Source organism: Streptomyces sp. NPDC001902, from assembly GCF_042891295.1.
Lineage (GTDB): Bacteria > Actinomycetota > Actinomycetes > Streptomycetales > Streptomycetaceae > Actinacidiphila.
The window spans coordinates 63,365-83,796 of the sequence record NZ_JBIATA010000014.1; the positions used below are offsets into that span (position 1 = coordinate 63,365).

Annotated in this window: 16 protein-coding genes and 2 pseudogenes; 10 read left to right on the top strand and 8 right to left on the bottom strand. The window is 74.2% G+C overall.

All coding sequences use genetic code 11. From position 1 onward, the window contains the following. The first annotated feature begins 91 nt into the window (after window positions 1–91). The 4 genes and pseudogenes from ACFYYN_RS22920 (at window position 92) to ACFYYN_RS22935 (ending at window position 3,500) form a co-directional block, all read left to right on the top strand. Window positions 92–556 carry an SAM-dependent methyltransferase gene (locus ACFYYN_RS22920; protein ID WP_500547317.1) on the top strand — a complete coding sequence of 155 codons (465 nt, stop codon included), beginning with the start codon at window positions 92–94 and terminating at the stop codon, window positions 554–556. Window positions 557–728: 172 nt separating this feature from the next. Then, window positions 729–1,007: pseudogene (locus tag ACFYYN_RS22925) on the top strand (carbohydrate binding domain-containing protein); the annotation flags it as partial. Window positions 1,008–1,069: 62 nt separating this feature from the next. Continuing rightward, window positions 1,070–2,467 (top strand): annotated as a pseudogene (locus tag ACFYYN_RS22930) (alpha-amylase family glycosyl hydrolase); the annotation flags it as partial. A gap of 148 nt (window positions 2,468–2,615) precedes the next feature. Next, window positions 2,616–3,500 carry a peptidoglycan recognition protein family protein gene (locus ACFYYN_RS22935; RefSeq protein ID WP_500547318.1) on the top strand — a complete coding sequence of 295 codons (885 nt, stop codon included), beginning with the start codon at window positions 2,616–2,618 and terminating at the stop codon, window positions 3,498–3,500. Between the two features lie 13 nt (window positions 3,501–3,513). On the opposite strand, the gene ACFYYN_RS22940 is transcribed toward ACFYYN_RS22935, so the two are convergent. After that, on the bottom strand, window positions 3,514–4,590 hold the full coding sequence (locus ACFYYN_RS22940) for a PP2C family protein-serine/threonine phosphatase (protein WP_500547319.1): 1,077 nt from the start codon (window positions 4,588–4,590) through the stop codon (window positions 3,514–3,516). A 38-nt stretch (window positions 4,591–4,628) separates the two neighbouring features. Beyond that, entirely contained in the window at window positions 4,629–5,648 is a 1,020-nt protein-coding gene (locus tag ACFYYN_RS22945; protein WP_500547320.1) for an isopenicillin N synthase family dioxygenase, read from the bottom strand. 349 nt (window positions 5,649–5,997) lie between these two features. Between ACFYYN_RS22945 and ACFYYN_RS22950 the strand changes: the two genes are divergently transcribed. Then, window positions 5,998–7,371 (top strand): tannase/feruloyl esterase family alpha/beta hydrolase, encoded by a 1,374-nt coding sequence (locus ACFYYN_RS22950; protein ID WP_500547321.1) that lies wholly within the window; start codon window positions 5,998–6,000, stop codon window positions 7,369–7,371. 2 nt (window positions 7,372–7,373) lie between these two features. On the opposite strand, the gene ACFYYN_RS22955 is transcribed toward ACFYYN_RS22950, so the two are convergent. Next, window positions 7,374–7,916, bottom strand: a complete 543-nt coding sequence (locus tag ACFYYN_RS22955) for an MOSC domain-containing protein (protein WP_500323223.1) — start codon at window positions 7,914–7,916, stop codon at window positions 7,374–7,376. Between the two features lie 97 nt (window positions 7,917–8,013). Here ACFYYN_RS22955 and ACFYYN_RS22960 point away from each other — a divergent pair, with 97 nt between their 5' ends. Beyond that, window positions 8,014–8,514 carry a VOC family protein gene (locus ACFYYN_RS22960; RefSeq protein WP_500323221.1) on the top strand — a complete coding sequence of 167 codons (501 nt, stop codon included), beginning with the start codon at window positions 8,014–8,016 and terminating at the stop codon, window positions 8,512–8,514. Window positions 8,515–8,538: 24 nt separating this feature from the next. On the opposite strand, the gene ACFYYN_RS22965 is transcribed toward ACFYYN_RS22960, so the two are convergent. From ACFYYN_RS22965 to ACFYYN_RS22985, 5 genes are all read right to left on the bottom strand, one after another. Beyond that, complete coding sequence (locus ACFYYN_RS22965; protein ID WP_500547322.1) at window positions 8,539–8,721, bottom strand: tail-anchor membrane protein; 183 nt, start codon at window positions 8,719–8,721, stop codon at window positions 8,539–8,541. Between the two features lie 120 nt (window positions 8,722–8,841). Beyond that, window positions 8,842–9,012: a hypothetical protein gene (locus ACFYYN_RS22970; RefSeq protein ID WP_499515428.1), complete on the bottom strand. Its 171-nt coding sequence runs from the start codon at window positions 9,010–9,012 to the stop codon at window positions 8,842–8,844. Window positions 9,013–9,093: 81 nt separating this feature from the next. Next, window positions 9,094–9,402: a hypothetical protein gene (locus tag ACFYYN_RS22975; RefSeq protein WP_500547323.1), complete on the bottom strand. Its 309-nt coding sequence runs from the start codon at window positions 9,400–9,402 to the stop codon at window positions 9,094–9,096. Window positions 9,403–10,325: 923 nt separating this feature from the next. Further along, entirely contained in the window at window positions 10,326–11,660 is a 1,335-nt protein-coding gene (locus ACFYYN_RS22980) for an MFS transporter (RefSeq protein ID WP_500323216.1), read from the bottom strand. Window positions 11,661–11,754: 94 nt separating this feature from the next. Further along, entirely contained in the window at window positions 11,755–13,743 is a 1,989-nt protein-coding gene (locus tag ACFYYN_RS22985; protein ID WP_500547420.1) for a Xaa-Pro dipeptidyl-peptidase, read from the bottom strand. Between the two features lie 307 nt (window positions 13,744–14,050). Between ACFYYN_RS22985 and ACFYYN_RS22990 the strand changes: the two genes are divergently transcribed. The 4 genes from ACFYYN_RS22990 to ACFYYN_RS23005 all read left to right on the top strand — a co-directional run bounded on the left by ACFYYN_RS22990 (window position 14,051) and on the right by ACFYYN_RS23005 (window position 20,381). Next, window positions 14,051–15,613, top strand: a complete 1,563-nt coding sequence (locus tag ACFYYN_RS22990; protein ID WP_500547324.1) for an alpha/beta hydrolase — start codon at window positions 14,051–14,053, stop codon at window positions 15,611–15,613. A 48-nt stretch (window positions 15,614–15,661) separates the two neighbouring features. Then, window positions 15,662–17,179, top strand: coding sequence for an alpha/beta hydrolase (locus ACFYYN_RS22995; protein WP_500547325.1), 1,518 nt, complete (start codon window positions 15,662–15,664; stop codon window positions 17,177–17,179). Window positions 17,180–17,194: 15 nt separating this feature from the next. Beyond that, entirely contained in the window at window positions 17,195–18,772 is a 1,578-nt protein-coding gene (locus tag ACFYYN_RS23000; protein ID WP_500547326.1) for an alpha/beta hydrolase, read from the top strand. Between the two features lie 169 nt (window positions 18,773–18,941). Then, window positions 18,942–20,381, top strand: a complete 1,440-nt coding sequence (locus ACFYYN_RS23005) for an alpha/beta hydrolase (RefSeq protein ID WP_500547328.1) — start codon at window positions 18,942–18,944, stop codon at window positions 20,379–20,381. The last annotated feature ends 51 nt before the right edge of the window (window positions 20,382–20,432 follow it).

Sequence of the window (20,432 nt, forward strand, 5' to 3'; positions counted from 1 at the left end):
CTCCACGCTAGCCAGCGGAGTCCACCAAGTGATACCCATGTCTCACATAGTGACCAGCGAGAGATGCATCGGCGGCAGCGGAGGAGCGCACATGACGGCGGTCGCGGTACGGCCGGTGGGATGGGTGACCGGCGGCCGCGTGCCGGTCGAGGACGACGACTGGGGCGGCGTCGAGGCGGTGATCCGGCTGGACGGGGAGCAGTTCGGCCCGGAGGCGCTGTACGGCCTGGACACCTTCTCCCACCTGGAGGTCGTCTTCCACTTCGACCGGGTCCCCGAGGAGCGGGTGGAGACCGGCGCACGCCATCCGCGCGGGAACACCGGGTGGCCACTGATCGGCATCTTCGCCCAGCGCGGCAAGAACCGGCCCAACCGCCTGGGTGTGTCGCGTTGCAAGATCTTGCACGTCGACGGGCTGGATGTCCACGTCGCGGGGCTGGACGCCGTGGACGGGACGCCGGTGCTCGACCTCAAGCCGTGGATGGCCGAGTTCGGACCGCTGGACACCGCGTTCCAGCCCGCCTGGGCCACCGAGCTGATGCGCGACTACTACTGAGCGACCCCACTGCGGGACCTCTTTACCGCCCTGTCATGTCCCAGTAACCTCATGAAGATTCTTGCAGCAACTTGCAGGAAACTCACGGCTGTTCCCTTCGTGGCGCGCGGGAGGGCCTGCCTCACCCGCACCGGCCGCCGCCCCCGGCGGCCCTCGCCCGGGGAGCCCCCGCATGACCCGACACGCGCGCCCTGGAAGCCATCGCGCGCTGCACACCGTGCTGTTGCTCGTCGGCGGCCTGCTGCTCGGCTTGCTGCCGACGGGTCTGTCCTTCGCCGCCACCTCGGCGACGGTCTACTACCGTCCCGCCTCCGCGTGGACCACCGTCAACCTGCACTACGCGCCCACCGGCGGCGCCTGGACCACCGTGCCGGGCGTCGTCATGCAACCGGCCTGCACCGGCTGGTACTCCAGGACCGTCGACCTGGGCGGCGCCACCGGCCTCTCCGCCACCTTCACCAACGGCAGCGGAGCCTGGGACAACAACGGCGGCGGCAACTACCGGCTCGGCACGCCGAGCCCACCGGCAACACCTGCGTCAACTGGGGCGTCCCCACGGGCGGGAGGAGCGCCGAGGGCTACACCCTCTACAACTGTCAGTGGCCGAGCCCGACCTCCGGCATGTTCCCCTCCAGGTACTACCACCAGTGCTGGATCGGCAACTGGGAGGGCGAGGACTCCCGCTCCTGCTGGCTCCACGAGGACCTGGCGGACCTCAACACCGAGAACGCGCAGGTGCAGAACTACCTGATCGGCGCCTACGACAAGTACATCGACATGGGCGTGGACGGCTTCCGCATCGACACCGCCGTGCACAGCCCCCGCGTCACCTGGAACCGCCGTTTCCTCCCCGCCATATACGACGAGGTGACGGCGAAGTTCGGCGCGGACAAGGCGAGGGACTTCTTCGTCTTCGGCGAGGTCGCCGCCTTCGTCAACGACAAGTGGAACCGCGGCTCGGTCAACCACTCCGCGCAGTTCTACACGTGGAAGGAGCGCAGGACCTACAGCGACGACGACACCACCGCCGCGCTGGAGCAGTACACCTACGAGGAGCAGCTGGGCACGGGCGGCCAGCCGACGTCCACGAACGCCCTCCTGGACGGCAACGGCTACCACACCCCGGACCGCAGCCGGTTCTCCGGGATGAACGTCATCGACATGCGGATGCACATGAACTTCGGCTCCGCGTCGAACGCCTTCAACAACGGCAAGGACTCCGACGACAGCACCAATGACGCGACCTACAACGTCGTCTACGTCGACAGCCACGACTACGGCCCCAACAAGTCGTCCTTCCGCTACGCCGAGGGCACCGACGCGTGGGCCGAGAACATGTCGCTGATGTGGACCTTCCGCGGCATCCCGACGCTCTACTACGGATCGGAGATCGAGTTCCAGAAGGGCAAACAGATCGACTGCGGCCCCACCTGCCCCCTGGCGTCCACGGGCCGCGCCTACTACGGGGCGCACCTGGAGGGCGACGTCACCGCGTCCGGCTTCGGCACGGTGAGCTCCGCGTCCGGGCAGGTGGCCACCACGCTCTCGCAGCCGCTGGTCAGGCACGTGCAGCGGCTGAACCAGATCCGGCGGGCGGTGCCGGCACTGCAGACGGGCCAGTACTCCACCGCCGGGGTCAGCGGCGAGATGGCCTTCAAGCGCCGCTACACCGACGCGGCCGGAGGGGTGGACAGCTTCGCCCTGGTCACCGTGAGCGGCGGCGCCACGTTCACCGGGATCCCCAACGGCACGTACAAGGACGCGGTGACCGGCGCGCTGAGGACCGTGAGCGGCGGGAGCCTGTCGGTCGACGCGCCCGGCAAGGGCAACCTGCGCGTGTACGTCCTCGACCTGGGCGGGGCCAACGCCGCACCGGGCAAGGTCGGCTCGGACGGGCCGTACCTGAGGTAGCGCACCGTACCCGCGCACCGTACCCGCGCCGCGGGCGGTACCCGCGGCAGCGGGCCGGCCGAGGTGGGGAGGGCATCCGGGTGAGGTCCCCGGGCCGCCCGGCGTGTCCTCTCCACGCGATCCGGTCATATGAGCTGATGTTCATCTCATGGGTTCACACCGTGCGGCCAAGCACGCGCGCCGCCGCGCGGCCGGACGTCCGCGGCGTGCGGCACGTGTCTGGGCGACCGCCGCGGGGACGGCCGGTGTCGTCGCCGTGGCCGCCCTCGGGGTGCACAGCGCGATCATCCACACCGACCCTCCCTCGGTCCACGCCCGCCCGGCGCCGAGCCCGCAGCTCATGCCCTTCCCCGACCTGGCCGCCCGGGCCAGGCTGCAACGCGTCCCGCTCTACCCGGCCCACGAGCCCGCCATCGTCCCGCGCAAGAGCTGGGGGGCCGACGAGTCGCTGCGCACCGAGCCCCCGCACTACAGCACCACGGTCAAGGCGGTGTTCCTGCACCACACCGACAGCGGCAACGACTACAAGTGCGCGGACGTACCCCGGATCATCCGCGACATCTACTCCGGCCACATCCAGAGCCGCCACTGGGACGACGTCGCCTACAACTTCTTCGTCGACAAGTGCGGCACGATCTACGAGGGGCGCGCCGGCGGCTCCGACCGCCCCGTCACGGGGGCCCACTCGATCGGCTTCAACAAGGACACCATGGGCATCGCCGCGATCGGCACCTACGACGCCAAGGGCAGCGTGCCGCAGGCGATGACCGAGGCGATCGCCCGGATCGCCGCCTGGAAGCTCGGGCTGTCCGACATCGATCCCCGGGGCGAGGTCACCCTGGTGTCCAGCAGCAGCAAGAGCCGCTTCAAGAAGGGCAAGCAGGCGGTCTTCCACGTCATCGCGGGCCACCGCGACGCCTACATGACCGACTGTCCCGGCAAGGAGCTGTACGCCAAGCTCCCGGAGATCCGCACCGAGGCCGCCCGGCTGCAGGGCCGCCCCCCGCTGCGCGCCGCGAAGGGCAAGGGCTGACGCTCCGCCCGCGTCAGCGGGGCGCCAGGGCCAGCAGGGCGACGTCGTCGCCCACCGCGCCCGCGTACCGGTGCAGGTCCTCCCAGACCGCGTCGACGACCGCCTCCGGGGAGAGGCCGGCGCCCTCCGCCAGCCGGGCGGCGAGGCGTTCGGCGAGCGGGTAGAAGGTGCCCGAGGCGTCGCGCGCCTCGGTGACGCCGTCGGTGTACGCGAGGATCACGTCCCCCGGCTGCAGGGTCACCACCGACGTCGGGGCCGGTGCCTGTCCTGGCGGTCCGGCCCCGAGCGGGGGACCGGGATCGCACTCCAGCTCCCGCACCTCGCGGCCGCGCAGCAGCAGTGCGGGCGGATGCCCCTGGCAGACCACCCGTACCCATGACCCGTCGTCGGGGAACTCCAGCAGCAGGGCGGTGGCGAACAACTCGCGGTTCCCGGCGGCGTCCAGGGAGAGCCGCCGTTCCAGGCGCCCCGCCACACCGCGCAGCTCCCGCTGGTCGAGCACGGCCTCGCGGAAGGCGCCGAGCAGCCCCGCGACCGTGCCGACCGCGGCGAGGCCGTGCCCTTGGACGTCGGCGACCAGCGCCCGTACACCGTAGGGCCCGGTCCGCACGTCGTACAGGTCGCCGCCCACCAGGGTGCCGCGCTGCGCGGCCCGGTACAGGGCGGCGCAGCGCACCTCCCCCACGGTGCCGGGCACCGGGGCGAGGACGGCGAGCTGCGCCGCCTCGGCCACCGACCGGGCCAGCACCAGGCGGCCCCGGAACCGCTGCTGCACCGCGGCGATGACCACGCTGAGGGCGCCGATGAGAACGACGGCACCCAGTTCGGCGCCGACGATCGTCCCCGAGCCCACCACGGGGAGTTCCATGACGACCACGACGGCCGCGGCCAGGACCGCGGTGCCCGCCACCCCGTAGGTGAGCGCGGCGAGCGGGGCCACCGCCGCGTAGTAGGCGCCGAGCTCGACGTCGCCGGGGGTGACCCCCTGGGCCAGGATCAGCGCGCCGAGCAGGGCGACCGGGAGCACGCGCAGCCAGCGTGGCGGTGCGCCGATCCGCAGTGTGCCGTCCTCGGCCGGAGCCGTGTCCATGCAGGCACGGTAACCGCGGGCGGCGCGGGCCGCGCGTCTCAGCCGGTGGGCACGGCCGCCGCCGCGACGAGCTCCGGATGGTGCTTGCGGGCGACCTCGGGGTGGGCGCGGAGCCAGCCCTTGAGCTCGTTGCGGCCGTACTCGGAGAAGAGCGGGTTGGCCGGGTCCCGGGTGGCGCCGGGCGCGCGGTGGGCGTGCTCGAACGGCAGCGGGGCCACGCGCGCGTCGAGGCGGGGGTTGTAGAAGAAGGGCACGGAGTAGCGCTCGCGGGCGCCGGCCGGGCTGACCACGCGGTGGTTGGTGGCCTTGAGGTAGCCGTCGGTGGCGACCTCGAGCAGCTCGCCCAGGTTGACGACGAAGGCGCCGGGCAGCGGCGGCACGTCGTGGAAGCGGCCGTCGGAGCGTTCCACCTGCAGGCCGCCGACCTCGTCCTGGAGCAGCAGGGTGAGGAAGCCGTAGTCCTTGTGCGCGCCGACGCCCTGGTCGCCGCCGGTGGGGGCGGTGCCGGGGTAGCGCACCAGCTTCAGGTGCAGGTGCGGCTCGTCGGCGAAGGCCTCGTCGTAGAAGTCCTCGGGGGCGCCGATGGCGGCGAGCAGTTCGTGCAGCAGCCGGTGGGCGACGCGGCTGAGCCGGTCGATCCAGGCCAGGGAGAGTTCGCGGAGCTCGGGCAGGTCGGCGGGCCACTGGTTGGGGCCCTCCAGCCACCAGTACGGGGGCTCGCCGGCGGCCGGGACGTGCTGCGGGCGCTCGGCGCCGATGTCGAGCTGGTCGCGCCAGTCCTGGCTGCCGCCGGTGCGCTCGTCGCCGGTGCGGGTGTAGCCGCGGAAGTGCGGGGAGTTCAGGTTGCCGATGGCGAGCCGGTCGGCCTCGGGCAGGGTGAAGAACGCGCGGATCGCCCGCATCAGGGCGGCGGTCTCCTCGGCGGTCACGCCGTGGCCGGTGAGCTGGAAGAAGCCGACCTCGTGGGCGGCGGAGTGCAGTTCGCGGTGGAGCCGGGCGCGCGCCTGGGGGCCGCGGTCCGCGGCGGAGAGGTCGATCACGGGAAGCTGGAGCGTCATGGTGTGGTGTCCGCAGGGTGAGGACCCGGCACGCCGGCGATGACCGGGCGCTGCGCGACGGGCCCTGGTGGGGCGGCGTCGCGGGGCCGAGTGGGAGGAAAGGGGCGGGGTGGGGTCAGCCGCTGCGGCGACAGGACATGCTCGTGACGCGGACGAAGTCCACATGACGGCGGCGCACGAGCAAGAGCATGGGCCAAGGGTACTGCGCAGCGTCGTCCCGGGCGGTGACGCATGTCACGCGGCCCCATGAGCCGGGCGGTACGGGCGTGGGACGACCCCATGGTCGCGCCGGGTGCGGGCGGCCACGATGTGGCGGCAGCCATCCCCGACGTGCAAATGGAGGCTCCCCATGCGCCCCTGGAGAGGCGTCCCCCTGCTCGCCGCCGCCGTGTTCGCGCTCGGCGCCGCCGCGGTCCCCGCCGGTGCGGAGGCGGCCGCGGGTACGGCAGGGCACTGCGCCCGGCTGGCCCGGGTCACCGTGCCCGGCGCCGAGCACCAGCAGAAGGCCTGCCTGCCCGACATGACGACCACCGCGCTGGCGGGCACCGCGTACACCGACACCGCCGACCAGGCGGGCCTGGCGGCGGCCGGCACCACCCGCCCGTCCGGCGTGCCGGGCGTACAAGTCGACGGCTACTTCCCCGACACCTCGGGCTTCAACACCACGCACGGCTGGCAGCACGACGCCCAGTTCGTGCTGCGGCTGCCGGACCGCTGGAACGGCGGCCTGATCGTCACCGGCGCGCCCGGCACCCGCAAGCAGTACTCGCTCGACGTCCTGATCTCCGACTGGGCGATCGCCCAGGGCTACGCCTTCGCCTCCACCGACAAGGGCAACAGCGGGCCGGACTTCTACACCGACGGCCGCCGCCCGGGTGACGCGATGGCCGAGTGGAACCGGCGCACGACCCAGCTCACGGTGGCCGCGAAGGCGGCGGTGGCCTCCCGCTACGGCCGCGCGCCGCACCGTACGTACATGACCGGCATCTCCAACGGGGGCTACCTCACCCGCTGGCAGCTGGAGCACCACCCGGCGCTCTACGACGGCGGCGTGGACTGGGAGGGCACGCTCTGGACGGCCGACGGCCCCAACCTGCTGACGTCGCTCCCGGTCACGGTGGCCCGCGCCCAGGGCCGGGCCACCGACGCAGACCTGCTGGCGGCCGGGTTCGCGCCCGGCTCGCAGTTCCTGTGGGCCTACCACCAGCAGGCCTACTGGGGCCTGACCCAGAAGGTGTACCGCGCCGAGTTCGACCCCTCCTACGACCCCGCCTGCCCGGGCGCGAGCGCGGGTGCGACCGTGCCGGAGATCCTGGCGCCCTGCGCCTCGGACGCCGACTACGACTACGCGGCGCGCCCGGCCGCCGTGCACCGGGCCGTCGGCCGGGTGGCGCTCACCGGGCGCATCGGCAAGCCGATGATCACCCTGCACGGCACCCTGGACACGCTGCTGCCGATCGCGACCGACTCGGACGTCTACGCGCGCATGATCGACTCCGCGGGCCGGGGCGCGCTGCACCGCTACTACACGATCGAGGGCGGCAACCACGTCGACGGCCTGTACGACACGTATCCGGACCGGCTGCGCCCGATCCTGCCCTGCTACCGGGCCGCGTTCGACGCGCTGACGTCGTGGGTGGAGCGGGGCAGGACACCGCCCGCGGACCGCACGGTGCCCCGGCCGGCGAGCGGGGACGTGGTCAACTCCTGCGCGCTGTCCTGAGGTCAGACCCGCTCGAGCGGACGGTGCGGCCCCTCGGGGAGCTCGACGGAGATCGGGTCGCCGGGCCGCACCTCTCCGCCGTGCAGCACCACGCCCATGATCCCGCCCTTGCGGACGACGGCGCCATGCTCGTCCCGGCCGACGACCTGCTTGAGCAGGCCCTGCCGGAAGCCGTCGATCTGCAGGCAGGGGTTGCGCAGACCGGTCACCTCGACGACGGCCTCCGCGCCGAGCCGCAGCCGCGTCCCGACGGGCAGGCCCAGCAGGTCGAGGCCACGCGTGGTGACGTTCTCGCCGAGCTCGCCCGGGGCGACCTCGAAGCCGGCCGTGAGCAGCTCGTCGTGGAGCTCGCCGTGGATGAGGTGGACCTGGCGCAGATTGGGCTGTGTCGGGTCCTGGGCCACCCGCGACCGGTGCTGCACCGTCACCCCGAGGTGGGCGTCGCCCTCCACGCCGAGCCCGGTCAGCAGCCGGATCCTGTCATGGGTGGGCTTGCTGAAGTGGTGTCCCTCGTCGCGGCTGACGGCGGTGACGGTCGCGGTCATGCTCACCCTGCTCCCCCTCGGTCGGTCGGTCGATCGCGCGATCATTCTAACGAAGGCATTCATTGAACTTTCAATGATGGCCGCGTAACCTGGGGCCATGCCTGTTCGCCGTCTGAACCACGCCGTGCTCTACATCCGTGACGTCACGCGGTCCGTCGAGTTCTACACCGCCGTCTTCGGCTTCGAGGTCGACGTGGAGATCCCCGGCCGCGCCGCCTTCCTCAGCGCCGAGGACACGCTCAACGACCACGACCTCGGGCTCTTCGCCATCGGCCCGGACGCGCCCGGCCCCGAGCAGGGCCGCGTCGGGCTGTACCACCTGGCCTGGGAGGTCGGCACGCTCCGCGAACTGGCCGACACCGCGCGACTGCTCACCGAGCGGGGCGCCCTGGTCGGCTCCAGCGACCACCTCGTGTCGAAGTCGCTGTACGCCAAGGACCCCGACGGGAACGAGTTCGAGGTCATGTGGCGCGTCCCCCGTGAGGACTGGCCCACGCAGCAGGAACCCAGCGGCCCGCGCCCGCTCGACCTGGAGGCGGCGCTGGACCGCTGGGGCCCCGACCTCAGGACCGGCGCCGCCGCGGGCTCCGTCACCTGAGGCGCGACCGCGCCCCGCGCCCCGTCACCTGCCGATCTGGCGCCTGCCGCTCCGGCGCAGCCTGCGCCGCTGGGAGGGGTCCAGGGCGAGGTAGGCGGCCACGGGGACGCCCACGATGACCAGCAGGGCCAGCCAGGTCGGCAGGACCCACAGCAGGATCAGGCCGACAGCCACGCCGCCGACGGCGACCTTCGCGCGATTGGACATCTTCCCGCCTCCGTCTGCGGCGCGTGCCGCACTCACTGGGGTAAACGCGGCATCACGCGCCGCGGTTCCCCCGTACGGCGCGCCCTGCCCGGCACCGGGCAGGGCGCGACCGCCGGGGCGTCACTCGTGGTGGCGTTCGGTCAGTTCCCTCGGTTCCTGCGGGGCCGCGTCCGGCGCCGTCGTCCGCTCGGGGGCGGTCTCCGGCCGGTCGGCGGCGACCGGCCGCTCGCGGTCGCGGACCGCCTCGGCGCGCACGATCGCGCCCAGGGCTGCGTAGATGTCCACGGGCATGGTGGGGCTCCTCCTGCGGTTGTCGTCCTGCTGACGGGCATGGCTGCGGGCCGCCGCGCGGGCGGCGACGGCCGGGCGCCGTCAGCAGCGCAGGACGAGGTGCAGGTGGTCGGGTCTGCCCGCGGGGGCGACGTGCCGGGCGGGACCGCGGAGCGCGGCGCCCACGGGATCCGGGGGGCAGGTGTCGTGGACGATGTCGGCGGCGTGCCCCTGGACGGTCCCGGCACGCTGCTGGGGGCCCGCCTGCGGGACGGTGCGCCGCCCGACGCTCGCCGGGGGGTGGTGCATCTGCTTGCCGGGTTCGTCCGTGGCGGCGGCGACGGCCGCCGTCCGCTCCGGCGGCTGCAGTGCCGCGGCCCCCGGCGCGCACAACGCGTGGAGCAGACACACCAGTGCCGCGAAAAGCCCGACCGCGGCCCCTGCGGGCCCTGCGGGGGGCCGACGGGGAGGTCCCGCTGCGGGCCCTGCGGGGGCTCGACGGGGAGGTCCCGCTGCGGCATGCGGCATGCGCTGCTCCTCCGGATGCGTACCCCCCACTCTTAACCGGGCGGGCACCCGGACCCCGTAGCTCACTAGGCCGATCGACGCACGCGTTCACCCGGCCGGCGCAATCCGCGCTCCGCGCGGCCCGGGTGTTGTGTGCGGGTGCGTTGCGCCTGCGGGCGGCTGCGCCGGGCTGCCCGGTGGTTGTGTGCCGGTCGTTCGCGCCTGCGGCGGGCGTCCACCCGCCCGCCCTCCCGATTGCCCGGCACGGTCAGTGACCGCCTCGCTGCGTACGTGTGGGGTAGGTGCCGCGCCGGGGTACGCCCCCAGCCTTCGGCCGGGGGGACCCCCACCTCGGCGCTCGCGGCGCTGCCCTACGTAATTGGGCGCCGCGTACCCCACTCGTCGCCTGCGGGGGCACCCCGCCACACCCCCTCCTGCCGGTTGGGGCGACTAACGGCCGGTGGGGGGTCGGAGAGCGGTCCAGGGTTGCCGAAGGTGCCTTACTCGCCGCCACCGGCCGTCATGCGCCCCCACAACGGGAGGGGGTGTGGCGGGGTGCGCCCATGGGGTCTCCCCGGCCGAAGGCTGGGGGAGGGCGGGCGGTGGGGAAACCCCCAACCGCAACCACGCACCGCGCGTACGGGGCGACACGGGGCACCCCGGACGACTTGGCGGCGTATCAAACCGGTACGATCAGGCCCGGCGCGCCGCCCGGAACCTCGCGGACGTGCCCCCGCCCCCCGTGTGCCCGACCGGGACGGGGCGGCGGCCGGGTCGCCGCCGGAATCCGCCACAGCGGGCCCCGGGGCGCTCGGCACCCCAACGGCTCAGGCACCCCGGTAGCGGGTGAAGGCGGGGAACGCCGCCGCCAGGCCGAGCATGACGACCACGACGAGCACACCGCCCGCGGTGACCGCGGTACGCGTCCCGAACGCGGAGCCGCCCGTGCCGTGCAGGAGGTCGGCCACCCGGGGACCGCCCGCGACGACGACCGTGAACACGCCTTGCATGCGGCCGCGCATGTCGTCCGTCGCGACCGACTGCAGGATCGCGCTGCGGAACACCATCGAGACCATGTCGGCGAATCCGGCCAGCGCCAGGAAGGCCGCCGCCCACCACAGGCTGCTGCTCAGTCCGAGTCCGGCGATCGCGGCGCCCCAGCCGCAGACGGCGATCACGACCATCAGACCGTGCCGCTTGGAGCGGGAGAAGGTGCCCGAGAACAAACCGCCGGCGACCGCGCCGATGGGGATGGCGGCGAACAGCAGGCCGAGCGCGAAGCCCTCGCCCCAGGGGGCGTAGGTGGTGTCGGCGAGCTGGGGGAACAGGGCGCGCGGCATGCCGAAGACCATGGCGACGATGTCGGCGAGGAAGGACATCAGCAGGATGCGCTGGGCCGTGATGTAGCGGAAGCCGGCGCCGACCTCGCGCCAGCCGCCGCGCCGGGCGACGGGGGCGCCGTTGGCCTCCAGCGGCGGGAGCGCGGGCAGCCGCCACACCGCCCACACGGTCGCGGTGAGGGCGATCGCGTCGATCAGGTAGAGGTCGGGCAGGCCGATGACGGGGATGAGCACACCCGCGAGCAGCGGGCCGACGACCAGCCCGGTCTGCATGACCGTGGAGCCGAGCGCCATGGCCGCGGGCAGTTCCGCCGGCGGGACCAGGCGGGCGATGGCGGCGCTGCGGGCGGGGGCGTTCATGCCGGCCGCCGCCTGCTGCGCGGCGAGCAGCACCATGAGCAGCCAGACGGAGTGGGCGCCCGCGAAGGCCTGCACCCAGAACAGCAGGGAGGTGACGGCGATGCCGATGTTGGTGTACAGCATCAGCTTGCGGCGGTCCACGCTGTCGGCGACGGCCCCGCCCCACAGGGCGAAGACCACCAGCGGGACCAGCCCGGCGATGCTCGCGTAGCCGACCCACGCGGACGAGCCGGTGATGTCGTAGATCTGCTTGGGCACGGCGACCGCGGTGAGCTGGCTGCCCACGGCGGTCACGGTGGTGGAGCTCCACAGGCGGCGGTAGGCGGGGTGGCGCAGGGGGCGGGTGTCCATGAGCCAGCGACGCCAGCGGGTGCGGCTGCCGGGTATGCCGGGCTCCGCGCCGCGGTCCGCGGTGGGATCGTCCGCCGGGGCGTCGTCGGCGGTCTTCTTGGTGCTGTCCACGGGTGCTGTTGCTTCCTTGTACAACTATCGCTGACCCGCTGACACTACCCGCCCGCCCTCGTCATGCGTGAGGGCGGACGGGCAGGGCCCGGGGTCAGCGGCCCGCGGGGACCGTGCGGGCGGTGCGGGGCGGGGCGGCCGGGACGTCCGCGGCGCGCTGCGCGACGGAGGCGTGCGGGGTCGTGGCGGCGAGGCCGCGCGCTCCGCCGACGAGCGGCAGCAGGGCATGCGAGCGGGCCAGGTCGAGGGTGACGGTGGGGGTGGTGTCGGGGGGCTCGACCAGTCCCGCGTCGGTGCCCGCGACGATCAGCGCGAGCCGGTGCCCGGCGGGCACGACGTGGTCGGTGGCGCCCAGGGTGACGGTGGCCGTGTAGGCGCGGCCCGGGACGAGCGGACGCCCGTGCCATGCGGACGCGGTGTGCCCGAGGTCGGCCCAGCCGCGGCTCACCACGGTGTGGGCGACGTCGGCGGTGTCGGCCGCGGTGTCGCGGAAGCAGGCGCTGTCGCCCGCCGTGCTCTCGCCCCAGCACGAGCGCGTGGCCAGGTCGGCGATGCCCTCCTTGGCGCCCAGGAAGTCCCGGACGGTGTCCGGCCCGAGGTCGACCAGGACCGCGGACAGGTGGGCGCTGGTGGTCGAGGAGGACGCGGTGAGGGTGACCGTGCCGCTGCCGGACAGCCGCAGGTCGCGGGTGAGGGTGCCGGTGGTGAAGACGGCCCTGGAGGCGCTCGGGGTGTCCGCGCCGGCGGCCCAGTCCTCCTCCCACTCCTGCGGCGCGTCGGTGAAGGCCGCCGTGCTGCCGGGCACGGCCGGGACGGGCCCGAGGGTGCCCAGGCCCGGGGTGGTGCCGGGCCGCAGGCTCAGCCGGGCGGGTCCGGTGCCGGCGGGGGGCCAGGAGCGGTCGGTCGTCCAGTGGTCGGGGGAGCGTTCGACGTCGGCGCCGGGCTCGCGCTCCACGCCGTTGCGGACGCCCAGCAGGTAGTGGTCGAACCAGCGGTGCAGGGTGGACACCCATGCCTCGCGCCGGAAGTCGAAGGGGTCGACGTGGCCGGTCTGCGACAGCCACACCTTGCGCTCCACGCCGTGCGCGGCCAGCGCACTCCACCACTGGCCGAAGTGCTTGGTGCGGACGTTGAGGTCCTGCATGCCGTGGACGGCGAAGACGCTGGCGCGGACCTTGCCGGCGTCCTTGGTGTAGTCGCGTTCATTCCAGAACCCGGTCCGGTCGCCGCTGCGCGGGGCTCCGTCCACGATGCGCTGCTGCACCGCGGCGCAGCGGGCGCGGGCGGCCGGGCTCTCGACGTAGTCCGACAGCCAGTCGGGGCCGGAGTCGTAGAGGGCGGCGCCCTGCTGGAAGTAGTAGTCGTACCAGGAGCTGATGGCGCTGATCGGCACGATCGTGCGCAGGCCGCGCACCCCGGTCGCGGCGACGCCGTTGGCGATCGTCCCGTCCCAGCTCTTGCCGATCATGCCGACGTCGCCGGTGGACCAGCGGGCGCTCGCGGGCCGGGAGCCGGTACGGGAGGTGTAGCCCTCGGCCCGGCCGTTCAGCCAGTCGATCACCGCCTTGGCCGAGCCGATGTCGGAGGGGCCGCCGACGTCCACGCAGCCGTCGGAGCGGTTGGTGCCCGCCAGGTCGACCAGGACGACGGCGTAGCCGCGGGGGACGAAGTAGTTGTCGTAGTACAACGGGGCCTGGACCATGCGGCCCTGGTCGTCGTAGGTCTTCAACTGGCTCTCGTTGCCGCGTCCGCAGCACGAGTAGTAGGGACTCGCGTCCATGATCACCGGCACCTTGCGGCCGGCGGCCGCGGACTCGCGGGGCCGCACGATGTCGGCGGCGACCCGGTCGGTGCGGCCGTCGCCGTCGTCGTCGCGGCCCGTCTCGACCCAGACCGCCTCGCGGATCGCGTCGGCGTACGAGTAGTCCGGCCGGCTCAGTCCGTGCCGGACGGTCCCGCCGGGGGAGGTGGCCTGCACGGTGGTCACGGGGAGGAGGACGGCGGCGAGGGCGGCGATCACGGTCGCCACCAGGGAGGTCGTCCGTATGCGGATGCGGTCGGTACGGGGGCGGGTGGTGCGCATGGGTGAGGGCACCCGCGGACGCTAGCCGCGGCCCGGTCCGGGGGGCCAGAGCGATACCGGTCAACTTGTGGGGGCGTACGGGTACTTGTGGCGCGCACCGGCACGGGGGTGGCACGGCGGGTTCACGCGTTCGGCCCAGCCCGGCGATCCCCGGTGCACGATCTGTGATGACCTGGTTACGCAGCGAAGGGTGGGGGGACGGCGTGGCCGCTCCCTGCCGGGACGCGGCGCCGGGCCCGCCCCCGCGGCCGCTCACCGATGCCGACCAGCCCCGCGTCTCGCAACGGGCGGAAACGAAGGCGTGGCGATGAAAGCTGTCCCGGCCACCGGCCGAATACCCGGGCGCGGACTGCTCTGCGCACTCGCCGTACTGGTCGCCTTCGGGCTGCTGCTCGCCACCTGCACCGCCGCGACGCACACGCACAGGACCGCCGCGCCCACTCCCGCCGGGGCCTCCGCGAGCGCGGCGGACGACGCGATCCGCGTGGACCTGCGGCGCTACTACACGCAGGAGCTGCGCTGGTTGCCCTGCCGGGACCGGTCGTTCCAGTGCACGAGGCTCAAGGTGCCGCGGGACTACGCGCACCCGGGAGCGGGTGACCTCTCCCTGGCCGCGATCCGCAGGCAGGCCCGCGGCCACGGCGCCGCCCGCATCGGCGCACTCCAGATCAACCCCGGCGGCCCCGGTCTGTCCGCCATCGACGACCTGCGGGCCTACGCCGACAGGTACTCCCCCGCCCTGCGAGCCTCGTACGACCTGGTCGCGGTCGACCCGCGCGGCGTCGGCCACAGCTCGCCGGTGGACTGCGGCTCCGCCGCTCCCCCGGGCGCCGGGACGCGGGGGGCGCTCCCTTCGGACGAGGCCACGGTCATCAACACGTGGGCCGCCTACCACGCCAAGGTCGCCGCGGACTGCGCGCGGCACGCCGGGCGGCTGCTGCCGCACGTCGGCACCCTCGACGCGGCCCGGGACATGGACGTCGTACGCGCCGCGCTGGGCGAGGACCGCCTGCACTTCCTCGGCTTCTCGTACGGCACCTACCTGGGCGCCACCTACGCCGAGCTCTTCCCCTCCCGCGTCGGCCGGGTCGTCCTGGACGGCGCGGTCGACCCGGCCATGGACGGCTACCACGCCTACCTCAACCAGGCCCGCGGGTACCAGATCGCCTGGGAGTCCTTCGCCGCCGACTGCGCCCGCCGCAGGCACTGCCCGGTCGGCCACTCCGTCAAGGAGGCGGGCCACACGCTGGACTCCCTCGTGGCCGCCCTCGACCGCGCCCCGGTGCGGCAGGGCAAGGAGGGCCACCTCGACGGCGAGACCCTGCTCGGCACGGTCGTCACCGCATTGCGCGCGCCCGACTGGGAGACGCTGCGCGCGGTGCTGGACGGGGTGACCTCGGGTGACACCACCGTGCTGCGGGAGCTCGTGGGCTCCGAAGACGACACCGCGTCCGGTGACGAGTCCATGACGGCGGTCAACTGCCTGAGCTCCGCGCTCGAATCGCGGTCGACCCCCGCCCAGACGCTCGCGGCGCTGCCCGAATTCCTGCGGGCCTCGCCCCAGTTCGGGGCGTTCTACAACGAGGACCTGTCGACGTGCGCCCACTGGCCGACGCGGCCCACGCAGCTCCCGCGGCGCGTCAGCGCCCGGGGCGCCGGGCCGATCCTCGTGATCGGCACCACCCGCGACCCCGCCACCCCCTACGACCAGGCCCGGGCACTGGCCGCCCAGCTCTCCTCCGGGCGGCTCCTGACCTGGGACGGCGACGGGCACACCGCCTACCAGCGCGGCAGCCGCTGCGTCGACACGGCCGTCGACGACTACCTGTTGCGCGGTCTGCTCCCGCCCACCGGCGCGATCTGCCGCTGACGCGACCACCCGCCCCGCGCTCCGCGCGGCGCACAGAAAGGCGTGGCCATGAACGCACCCCGACGCAGGCTCCACGGCTTCATCGCCGTGCTCGGCAGCTGCGGGCTGCTGCTCACCGCGTGCGCGGCGGGCGACCTCCGGCAGACGCCGGCCTGGGCACCCGCCGGGGGCGCCGCCACCGCCGCACCGGCGGACCTGGCCCGCTACTACGGGCAGAAACCGGGCTGGAAGGCCTGCGCCGCGGTGCCGTCGTTCCAGTGCGCCACCATCACGGTGCCGCTGGACTACGACCACCCCGAGGGAGGCGACATCACCCTGGCCGCGATACGCCAGAGGGCCACCGGGAACGGCGCCGCACGCGTCGGCTCGCTGCAGATGAACCCCGGCGGACCGGGCTCGTCCGCGATCGCCTACCTGCTCGGCAACGTGGACTCCTTCTCCCCCGCGGTGCGCGCCGCGTACGACCTGGTGGCGGTCGACCCGCGCGGTGTCGGCGCCAGCACCCTGGTGGACTGCGCCACGGACACCCCCGCGGCCGCCCCGGACCCCGGCGCGCGCAGGGCGGACATCGACGCCTCGGCCGCGGGCTACGCGCAGGTCGCGGCCGAATGCGGCCGGCACGCGGGGCGGTTGCTTCCGCACGTGGGCACCGAGGACGCCGCCCGCGACATGGACGTCGTACGCGCCGTGCTGGGCGACCGGCAGCTCCATTACCTGGGCTTCTCGTACGGCACCTACCTGGGCGCCACCTACGCCGGGCTCTTCCCCTCCCACGTCGGCCGCATGGTCCTCGACGGCGCCGTCGACCCCGCCCTCGACGGGTACGACTTCACCATCGGCCAGGCCCGGGGGTACGAGGTCGCCTGGAAGTCCTTCGCCGCGGAGTGCGCCACCCGGCCCGACTGCCCCGTGGGCCGCTCGGTCCAGGAGGCCGGCCGCATCCTCGACACCCTGGTGGCCACGCTGAACCGCACCCCCCTCCGGCAGGGCAAGGACATCACCGTCACGGGGGACTCCCTCCTCAGCGCGGTCGTCCTCGGGCTGCGGGCCCCGGCCTGGGAGGCGCTGCGCGCCGCGCTGGAGGGGGTGCGGGCCGGCGACACCACGGCCGTACAGGCGCTCCTCGGCGTGGACGAGGAAACCGATCCGGGCGACCAGTCGTACTACGCGGTGTCGTGCCTGAGCTCCACCCTGGGCACGTGGTCGACCGTCGCGCAGGCGCAGGCGGCGCTGCCCGAATTCCGCCGCGAAGCACCGCAGTTCGCCGAGTACTACGCCGGGACCCTGCCGATGTGCACCCATTGGCCCGTCCGCCCTGACCAGCCGGCGCACCGGATCACCGCGGCCGGCGCCGCACCGATCCTGGTCGTGGGCACCCTCCGCGACCCGGCCACCCCGTACCCGTGGGCACAGGCGCTCGCCCGGGAGCTCTCCTCCGGACGGCTCCTGACCTGGGACGGCGACGGGCACACCGCCTACCACCAGGGCAGCACCTGCGTCGAGAGCGCCGTCGACAGCTACCTGACGAAAGGTCAGCTCCCGTCCACCGGCACGGTCTGCGTCTGACGGGCGGTAGCCGCCGTGCAGGCCGCACGTCCCCTGTCCCGCCGGGGCAGGCGCATCGCGGGCGGGCTGCTGAGCGCCTGCCTGGTGCTGGCCGCCTGTTCGCCCCAGCGCCCGCACCGGACGGCGGGCGTGAAGCGGTCCGCGGCCGCGTCCGCGGCCGCCCCGGCCACTCCGGTCGCCTCGGCAGCCTCGACGGCGGCGTCGGCGGCCTCGTCCGCGGCCTCGTCCGCGCCGCCGGACGTGTCGCGCTACTACCGGCAGAGGCTCGACTGGCAGCCCTGCCGGGAAGGGGCGTCGTTCCAGTGCACCACGGTGACGGTGCCCCTGGACTACGCCCACCCGCAGGCGGGCGACATCCGGCTGGCGGTCGTCCGTCACAGGACCACCGGCCCGCGCGCGGCCCGCATCGGCTCGCTGCTGCTCAACCCCGGCGGGCCCGGCGTGTCGGCGGTCGACGATGTGCTGTCCTTCGCCGACGGCTTCTCCCCCGCGATGCGCGCCGCGTACGACCTGGTCGGCGTCGACCCACGGGGCGTGGGCCGCAGCGCCCCGGTCGACTGCGGGACGGGCCCATCGGTCCCCGGGGCCGCCGCCGGGGACCCCGAGCCGGGCCTCGCCCTGGTCGCCGACGCGTGCGCACGTCGCGCGGGCCGGCTCCTGCCCCATGTCGGCACCCCCGACGCCGCACGGGACATGGACGTCGTACGGGCCCTGCTCGGCGACGACCGGCTGGGCTTCCTCGGCTACTCCTACGGCAGTTACCTGGGGGCCACCTATGCGGAGCTCTTCCCCTCCCGCGTCGGCCGCATGGTCCTCGACGGCGCCATCGACCCGGACATGGGCGCCTACCGCGCCACCCTCGGCATGGCACGCGGTTACCAGGTGGCCTGGGAGGCCTTCGCCGCCGACTGCGTCACCCGCCCCGGTTGCCCGGTCGGCCACTCGGTCAAGGACGCGGGCCGCATCCTCGACGGCCTGGTCGCGGGACTCGACGAGGCCTCCGGAAGTGCGGACGGCCACGGCGTCTCCCCCACCGGCGACGATCTGCTCACCGCGGTCACCTCGGCACTCGCGGCTCCGGCCTGGGGCGCACTGCGCAACCTGCTCCGCGAGGTGGCGGCGGGCGACGCCGCCGCCTGGCGACCGCTGCCCGGCACGGAGGACGACGGAGGGCCGGGTGAGCAGTCCCTCGCCGCGATCAACTGCCTGAGCTCCGCGCTGGGACCGCGGTCGACCGCGGCGCAGATGCTCGCGGCCGTGCCCGAGTTCCGCCGCGCGGCCCCCCAGTTCGGCGCGTACTACGCCGGGTTCCTCCCCATGTGCGCCGACTGGCCGACGCGGCCCACGCAGGTCCCGCACCGGATCAGCGCCCGCGGCGCCCCGCCGATCCTCGTCGTCGGCACCACCCGCGACCCCGCCACCCCCTACGAGCAGGCCCGGGCACTGGCCGCCCAGCTCTCCTCCGGGCGGCTGCTCACCTGGGACGGCGACGGGCACACCGCCTACCAGCAAGGCAGCGCCTGCGTCGACACGGCCGTCGACGGCTACTTCCTGCACGGCCGGCTCCCACCCGACGGCACCGTCTGCGGCTGACGGGCAGCAGGACGCCACACCACCAGGGCACCAGAAAGGCTGAGCGATGGACGCTGTCCGGCACACCGGCCACGCACGCAGGAGGGGACGACGCCGCGCGGTCGCGGTGCTGGGCGCGTGCGCCCTCCTGGCGACCGCGTGTTCCTCCCTCCGCGGCGGGGCGTCACCCGTGACCCGCCTGGCACCGGCCGGATCCGTGCACACCGAGGCCGTGCCGCCGCGGCTGACCCGCTACTACGCGCAGCGGCTCGCCTGGAGACCGTGCGAGGACGCGCCGTCCTTCCAGTGCACGACCCTCAAGGCGCCGCTGGACTACGCACACCCCGAAGCGGGCGACATCACCCTGGCCGCCACCCGCCTGACGTCCACGGGGAGCGGGGGGCACCGCATCGGCTCGCTGCTGTACAACCCCGGCGGGCCCGGTGACTCCGCCATCGGCGGCCTGCAGGATCTCGCCGAGGAGTTCCCGCCCTCGGTACGCGCCGCCTACGACCTGGTCGCCGTCGACCCGCGTGGCGTCGGCGCCAGCACCCCGGTGGACTGCGGCACCGAGGTTGCGGCGAACCTCGCCGAAGCCCGCCCGCTCACCGCCGGGAAGCCGGACTTCGAGGCCCTGGACGAGGCCCGTGAGAAGACCGCCGACGCGTGCCGGCGGCACGCCGGGTGGCTGCTGCCGCACATCGGCACCCCGGACGTGGCCCGCGACATGGACCTGGTGCGCGCCCTCGTCGGGGACGACCACCTGCACTTCTTCGGCTTCTCCTACGGCACCTACCTGGGCACCGTCTACGCCGGGCTCTTCCCCTCCCGGGTGGGCCGCATGGTCCTCGACGGCGCCGTGGACCCCACGGTCGACGGCTACCACCGCTTCCTGGATCCCGCACACGGCTACCAGGTGGCCTGGGAGGCCTTCGCCGCCGACTGCGCGCGCCGACCCGACTGCCCGGTCGGCCACTCCGTCGAGGAGGCGGGCCGCGTCCTGGACGCCCTGGTCGCCCGCCTCGACCGGAGCCCGCGGCAGGAGGGCAAGGACGTCACCGTCACGGGGGACGACCTGCTCGTCACCGTCGTGTCGGGGCTCAAGCAGCCCGCGTGGGAGGAACTGCGCCTGGCCCTGGGCGAGGTGGTGTCCGCCACCGGTGGCACCGCCGCGCTCCAAAGGCTCTCCGCCCCGGAGGAGGAGGCCGTCGCCGACGTGGGGTTCACGGCCGTCAGCTGTCTGAGCGCGGCGCTCGGGCCCGTGTTCACCCCCGCGCAGGCCGAGGCGCTGCTCCCCGCCTTCCTCCGTGCCTCGCCCCAGTTCGGGGCGTACTACACCGGGCTGCTCAGCACCTGCGCCCACTGGCCCGTCGGCCCGGCCCGGCCCGCGCAGGCCGTCACGGTCCCTCCCACGGCGCCGATCCTGGTCGTCGGCACCCTGCGCGACCCGGCCACCCCGTACGCCTGGGCGCGGGCACTCACCCGGCAGCTCCCTTCGGCCCGGCTGCTGACCTGGGACGGCAACGGGCACACCGCCTACCTGCAGCCCGGAAGCGCGTGCGTCGACGCCGCGGTCGACCGCTACCTGCTGAGCGGCGTGCTCCCGCCGACGGGGACGGTCTGCCGCTGAGAACACGCCGAAGCGCGCTCCCCCGGTCCTCGGGGAGCGCGCCTCAGGGCC

Coding starts and splice junctions, on each gene's coding strand:
- ACFYYN_RS22965 (WP_500547322.1), bottom strand. CDS start 8,721: ATGTCCAATCGCGCGAAGGTCGCCGTCGGCGGCGTGGCTGTCGGCCTG.
- ACFYYN_RS22955 (WP_500323223.1), bottom strand. CDS start 7,916: ATGACCGCGACCGTCACCGCCGTCAGCCGCGACGAGGGACACCACTTC.
- ACFYYN_RS22995 (WP_500547325.1), top strand. CDS start 15,662: ATGAACGCACCCCGACGCAGGCTCCACGGCTTCATCGCCGTGCTCGGC.
- ACFYYN_RS22920 (WP_500547317.1), top strand. CDS start 92: ATGACGGCGGTCGCGGTACGGCCGGTGGGATGGGTGACCGGCGGCCGC.
- ACFYYN_RS22985 (WP_500547420.1), bottom strand. CDS start 13,743: ATGCGCACCACCCGCCCCCGTACCGACCGCATCCGCATACGGACGACC.
- ACFYYN_RS22940 (WP_500547319.1), bottom strand. CDS start 4,590: ATGGACACGGCTCCGGCCGAGGACGGCACACTGCGGATCGGCGCACCG.
- ACFYYN_RS22935 (WP_500547318.1), top strand. CDS start 2,616: ATGGGTTCACACCGTGCGGCCAAGCACGCGCGCCGCCGCGCGGCCGGA.
- ACFYYN_RS22945 (WP_500547320.1), bottom strand. CDS start 5,648: ATGACGCTCCAGCTTCCCGTGATCGACCTCTCCGCCGCGGACCGCGGC.
- ACFYYN_RS22960 (WP_500323221.1), top strand. CDS start 8,014: ATGCCTGTTCGCCGTCTGAACCACGCCGTGCTCTACATCCGTGACGTC.
- ACFYYN_RS22990 (WP_500547324.1), top strand. CDS start 14,051: ATGAAAGCTGTCCCGGCCACCGGCCGAATACCCGGGCGCGGACTGCTC.
- ACFYYN_RS22970 (WP_499515428.1), bottom strand. CDS start 9,012: ATGCCCGTGGACATCTACGCAGCCCTGGGCGCGATCGTGCGCGCCGAG.
- ACFYYN_RS22950 (WP_500547321.1), top strand. CDS start 5,998: ATGCGCCCCTGGAGAGGCGTCCCCCTGCTCGCCGCCGCCGTGTTCGCG.